5 protein-coding genes are annotated in these 5,956 nt (G+C 42.7%); all 5 read left to right on the forward strand.

What is annotated here, in order from left to right:
• Window positions 1–18: 18 nt before the first annotated feature.
• Complete coding sequence (locus ACFIKR_RS08425) at window positions 19–957, forward strand: hypothetical protein (protein WP_375659543.1); 939 nt, start codon at window positions 19–21, stop codon at window positions 955–957.
• A 24-nt stretch (window positions 958–981) separates the two neighbouring features.
• Window positions 982–2,394, forward strand: a complete 1,413-nt coding sequence (locus tag ACFIKR_RS08430) for a hypothetical protein (protein WP_375636718.1) — start codon at window positions 982–984, stop codon at window positions 2,392–2,394.
• Window position 2,395: 1 nt separating this feature from the next.
• Window positions 2,396–4,582 carry a hypothetical protein gene (locus ACFIKR_RS08435; protein ID WP_375653408.1) on the forward strand — a complete coding sequence of 729 codons (2,187 nt, stop codon included), beginning with the start codon at window positions 2,396–2,398 and terminating at the stop codon, window positions 4,580–4,582.
• 16 nt (window positions 4,583–4,598) lie between these two features.
• A complete protein-coding gene (locus ACFIKR_RS08440) occupies window positions 4,599–5,246 on the forward strand; it encodes a transglycosylase SLT domain-containing protein (RefSeq protein WP_375659541.1) in 648 nt (215 codons plus the stop codon).
• Window positions 5,247–5,258: 12 nt separating this feature from the next.
• On the forward strand, window positions 5,259–5,956 hold a 698-nt coding region (locus ACFIKR_RS08445), incomplete at its 3' end, for a phage tail protein (RefSeq protein ID WP_375659542.1).

Below are 5,956 nucleotides of genomic sequence, written 5' to 3' on the forward strand. Positions count from 1 at the left end.
ACAGGAAGGAATTGTGAAATGGGGAGCAAGACACCAGCAACAACAGAACAAAAGCAGGTACAGACAAGCGCCCCTCCTGCTTGGATGGAGAATGTATTTAAGCGTGGGGGTAGGGATGCGTATCAAATGTATGACACAGGGATTGGGGGTAATGTTTATGGGGGACCGCGTGTAGCACCGTTAAGTGCTCAAACCACCCAAGCCATAGGTGGTCTTGGGAGTGTACCATTGCACTATCAAAATCGCTCTTTGATGAATACAATCTATAATCCAACGTCGGCAGCCATGAATCTTAGACATATGGCTTCTGGTGGTACGGTTGGACAGAATCCGTCTTTTAATGCCGCCCTTCAAAATAGCTTAGACCGTGTAAGAGATACGATTAACAGTTCTTTTGCAGGTGCGGGTCGTTATGGGTCCGGTGCACATGCAGGTGTATTGGCAAATGAACTTGGTGCTTTGTCCACAAGTGCTACAGCAGACCAGTATAATCGTGATGCGGATCGCATGATGCAAGCCAATGCCATGATAGACCAAGCCAATCAAAATCAGTTGGGAGCCTCAAATAACTTTTTACAGGGTTATGGCAATGCCTATTCCAATGCCATACAGGGGGGAGGTGTGCTTGATAATTACAATCAGAGAGTTGTTGATGCCAATCGAGAACGTTGGCTGGAGCAAGACAATAGCGGCTGGAATAAGTTGAATATGCTTATGAATGCCGGTCATGGTTTTGCAAGGAACTACGGTACAACGACGAATAATAATACAGCCTCTATGATGCAAGGCAATAACCCATGGAAAAATGTAGGGGCTATAGGTTCTCTGGCACTTCAAGCAGCACCGATGGCTTTTGGTTATATGGCAGGTGGTCCAATGGGAGCAGCGTTGGCAGGAGGAGCATCCAAGTTTTTTTTAAATTACATGAATCAAAAGAAAGCTCTGGAGAATAATTAAAGAATAGTTTTGTAGGAGAGTGTGATGGTTGCACCGATAATACCAATGGCTTTAGTAACAGGAGCGAGATTTGCACCGCATATTATGAGATATCTTTATCCCAGAATGGCTCCAAAAGCGGTTACAGGGGCGCAAAGATTTGGACAATTCATGAAAGCAAGTCCAAAGAGTACCATAGCTACTGGAGGGGCAATGACTCTCGCCCCTTTGATGGCACCAGAGGAAGTACATGCTCCAAACAACCCCTATTTACAGAATATGCAGCAGCCATATGGACCATTTATGCCCTATACGGCTCCTAAAACGGAAATGCCTCTTGGTGTAGGAAATCATTCCCCTATGCCAAATGCACTGGAGGACGCTCCACAAGAACTTAAACCTCATGTTAATGAACAAATGCAACCCCAAACGCAACCATTAGCGCCCGCAACCCCAACACCGCCTCCTGAACCGACAGATTTAGATAAATTTTTACAGTCCAATACTTATAAGTTTTTTCAATCAGATGCGTATCAGAAGCTCAAAGATCTTTTTGCAGGTATGGCGGCAGCACCCACAGATGGTTCTGGATGGGATGCGCTTGCAAGTGGTGTGAAGCATCTTAATGAAGGTGATAAACAAAGAGGGCAGGTTAATCAGACCGTCGAGTATCTGAAATCCAAAGGCTACAGTGAAGAAGAAGCTGCTGTCATGGCACGGAATCCTCAAATGCTTAGTGCATTGCTAACAGGTGGTGATACTCCTAAACTACTTGCGGGGCATGAATGGTATACCGATCCAGAGACAGGTGAACGTGGACAGAGACCGATGTCAGGGACTCTACAGGCATTGGAGTATAATCAGAAGCTACAAGCACAGAAAGAGTGGGAGGGTAAAAAGCAAAAAAATATTATTGCCACAAAACATCAGATGAACGCTGGGATAGATGCTATTCGTGATTCGATTGCACTCATTCGCAAACATAAGATTAACGGGTTTAAGGCGTGGGCTACGCGTGGAATTGGAGGAACTCCTGCGAATGAATTAGAAAATTTATTTGATACGATTAAGGGTGGTGCTTTAAAGGCGGTATTTGAGAGCTTAAAATCGATGGATCCTAGAGGAAGTCTTAGTGTTGGTCCTATATCAGATTACGAAAGTCGGACGATGGTAGCAACCTTTGGTTCTTTAGATTCTGCGCGTAATACAAAAGGGCTACTGAAAACTTTAGAAAATCTTGAAATAACATTTAATGCTTTAAATAAGCTTCAGAAAACTGATTTGCATGATTGGATGACGGGGAAGATAACCCCTCAAGAAATCTCTGATAAATATAATACTCAGAAAAAAGGCGTTATGGAGTTTGTGAAGGTATCCAGTCCCAAAGAGAGCGCTAAATTTGAGATAGGAACAAAAATTCAAGATGCAGATGGTAATATTAGAATAAAGAGATACTAAAATGCTTAATCATAAGAATGATAACGTTGGAAAACGTCAGGTTTGGAATGATGATCAGTATCCTATTATTGGACATATAACAGATTATAATAAACGCTCTTCAAATAGTCAGATTTGGAATGATGATCAATATCCTATTATTGGACACATATCAGACTATAACAACCATTCTGATGAGGAAGAAGCAGAACATCCCGAAATAAGTAGCAGTGAAGCCTTTTGGAATTCTTTAAAGCATGGTTTGAGTTTTAATTTAGATGATGAAATTGCGGGGATCACAGCGGCAGGACGTGATTCTGATGATGAGTTGGCAATAAGTGCTTTTTTGAATGGGCTTTACAACTATTGGACTGGAGATAAGAAAACCATAGAAAAATATGAGAAAGAAGCCAATAGAATACGTGATTATTATCGTAGGATGAGTGATCAACATTATTGGACTTCTTTTGCTGGAAATGCTTTAGGATCGGCAATCCCTTCACTTGCGACTTTAGGGGGAGGATTATTAGCCTCAGGAGCACGCTTTGTAGCGCCTACACTTGCAAGGAATGTGGCGGGGTCAAAATTAGGTCAAGCCTTTTTGAACACTGGTCAGTCATTTCCAAGTCGATTTGCAAGTCCATTTTTAGGCATCACGAACAAAACAACATTACCTCATTTGCTTAAAGTAGGAGCGGCATCTGGTGCATTACATGGCGCAGGAGAAGGCGAAGGACTTGGTAATACACTTACAAGTACGTTATCTGGTGCAGGTTTAGGAGCGGGCGGGGCATTGGTTGGAAGTGCTTTAGGTCATTTGGCTGGTTATCCGGTAAGCGGAATACGAAGACTTTTTTCTCCTTCTCATAAGCAAGGTGTTGCAACAGACACATTAAGAGCAATCAGTAAACATTTAGGTAAGGAGGCTTCTGAAGAGCTAGGAGAATCTTTTAAAAAAGCAGTTCCTACCGATTACGTAGCTGATCATAGTCCTTTTTTACAGGATCTTGTTTTTGATATCGCGAAAAGAAATCAAGGAGCTTATCTTGATTTGACTAAAAGAGCTGGGCAGAGAGCGCTGGAAGGAGGGGAGCGTATTCATCAAGCTGCTGATGAACACTTTGTTCCTCGTCAAAATGTCACAGGTTTAAAAGGTGATCTTATCGCGAGTAGGAAAGAAGCATCCCATACTCTTTATGAAATAGCTAAAAAGATACCAATAGGAGAGAAATATTATGGGGCACTTAATGAATTAATGGAGCGTCCATACTTTAAACAAGCTTATAATAAAGGGCTAAGGGGATTCATTAGTGATGGCAATAAAGCCAGTCCGTTTTCTTCTGAAAAATTTAGCCTTCTTAAAGAGAAACCCAACATGGGTATTCTCCATAAAACTAAGGAGGCTATTGATTTTATGATACGGGCAGAAAAGAGGCAAGGAAACAATAGCAAAGTTCGTAGCTTAGTAGAGATCGACAAAAAGTTATTAGAGATTATGGATGATATATCGTCTGAATATAAGAAAGGGCGGGCATTGTATCATCAATATAGTTCAGATGTAGATGCTATGGGTAAAGGTTCTAAAATCCTTAGCAAGTCGGTTAATAAGGATGAGTTCAGTAAAATCTTTGATGAATTACCAGAGGGAGAACAAGAATACTTTAAAAAGGGCTCAAGGGCAGAACTTTTACAAGGCATGGGTCAAACAAAAGACGAAGTGTCCACGGCAAAGGAGATTTTTGGTACGAATGATCTGTATAAACGATTTGCAAAGATTTATGGAGCCGATAAAGCTTCTGCGGTCAAGAAGGTTGTCGAAAAAGAAGCCGATTATGCAGATTTTTATAATAGAATACCAGGTCGTGTAGCGAATAAAGATATATCTTTTACGCATAATGTCAGTATGCCAACGGGTAAACGTGATGCAGCTGTACAATTAGCAAAAGCTGCTGGGAAGTCTGCTTGGATTCCTTTCAAAGAGGCGGCGTTTAGAGAGCGTCAACGGATTGAAAAGGATGTTGTCAAATTGTTAACAGGGGGGACACAGATTAAGAATGATCAAATTGTAGCTCTTATTCAACGCATGGTAAACGCGCATCATAAGGGATATGCGACAAAAGAATGGTTCAAAAAGCTTTCTGCTGCTTTGTTTGGAGGTGGGGGAAAAGCCTCAACGGAGGAGTTGAATTTATTGAGTGCATTTGAGTAAGGGAGGAGATTAGGCTATGACCCGTTATAGTCCTTCTGTTAATCAAGCGATACGGCAAACGGCAGCGCGATATGGTTTGCCAGAGAGTTATTTGTACCGTGTTGCGCAAGTGGAAAGTGGAGGGAATCCGAATGCAAGGAATCCCTACTCTTCTGCTGGTGGGTTGTATCAATTTATCGATAGCACCGCCAAACAATATGGTTTGCAGGATCGTTTTGACCCCATGCAAGCGGCAGATGCCATGGGGCGGTTGACACTTGATAATCGCAATCATTTAAGCCGTCTGTTGGGAAGAGCGCCTAGTGAAGCGGAATTGTATTTAGCACATCAACAAGGGGCAGGAGGAGCCGCGCGGCTTCTTCAAAATCCCCATGCCAATGCGGCGCAAATTGTTGGGAGCAATGCGGTTGGCTTGAATGGTGGTAACAACGCTATGCGTGCAAGTGATTTTGTGAACCGTGTATTACAGATGTACGGAGGGCAGCCTTATAGAGCAAGCCCTGTAGCGCAGGGTGGCATTAGAAATAGAGACAACTTGTTAGAGGTTTTAAGGGCATTATTAGCATCACAAGAAGAGGCTTCGGAAGAAGAAGAGAGTGATGATGATAATCCTTTGATGACGCAATTCATGCGGGCGTTTTACGGACCATTTTACCGGAATTAGGATTTATGAGAGATGTCAACGATCTATGATTGGTCGCTTAGAGCGGCGGATAATACGCGCGTAGATGATTTGATTGATTGGTCCGAAGGACAGCATCCTAGCAGTGTGAACACGAGCGCCCGTGTGATGATGCAGCGCGTAAAGGAATACTTGTCAGACACGGGTGGAGAGCTTGAAGGCATTGTGACAAATGATCATGTCCAACAAACGAGTGTGATAAGACTTGCAAGCACTTCACAGTTTTTAGAGTATAAGAATGGTATCGTTTTGCGCTTTATGGCTATGGGTAAGAATGTGGGCGCAACCACGATTGTCTTAAACACTTTAGATGGCAAGCCGGTTTATAAGGCGACAGAATTAGGGGTTGGTCCTTTATCAGGGGGGGAAATCCAACAAGGGTGCATTTATACATTGTTTTATAATGGAGATCATTGGCATCTTGTTAATCCTACCTCTATCCCTTTAGAAGAAGAAAGCAGTCTTTATCCCACGGGTTTTATAGGAACGTTTGGAATGCGCGGGATTCCAAAGGATTGGTTAATTTGCGATGGGAAGGCTTATTTGCGTCGTGATTATCGTGATTTATTTGAGACGATAGGAACGGTTTGGGGAGAAGGAGATGGTGTTACGACATTTAATGTTCCCGATTTTCGAGGGATGTTTTTACGGGGTGTTGATGGAGGGCGCAATATTGATGAGGGGCGTTCTTT

Source organism: Bartonella sp. MR30HLJHH (assembly GCF_042194195.1).
GTDB lineage: Bacteria > Pseudomonadota > Alphaproteobacteria > Rhizobiales > Rhizobiaceae > Bartonella > Bartonella grahamii.

Coding starts and splice junctions, on each gene's coding strand:
- ACFIKR_RS08435 (WP_375653408.1), top strand. CDS start 2,396: ATGCTTAATCATAAGAATGATAACGTTGGAAAACGTCAGGTTTGGAAT.
- ACFIKR_RS08440 (WP_375659541.1), top strand. CDS start 4,599: ATGACCCGTTATAGTCCTTCTGTTAATCAAGCGATACGGCAAACGGCA.
- ACFIKR_RS08425 (WP_375659543.1), top strand. CDS start 19: ATGGGGAGCAAGACACCAGCAACAACAGAACAAAAGCAGGTACAGACA.
- ACFIKR_RS08430 (WP_375636718.1), top strand. CDS start 982: ATGGTTGCACCGATAATACCAATGGCTTTAGTAACAGGAGCGAGATTT.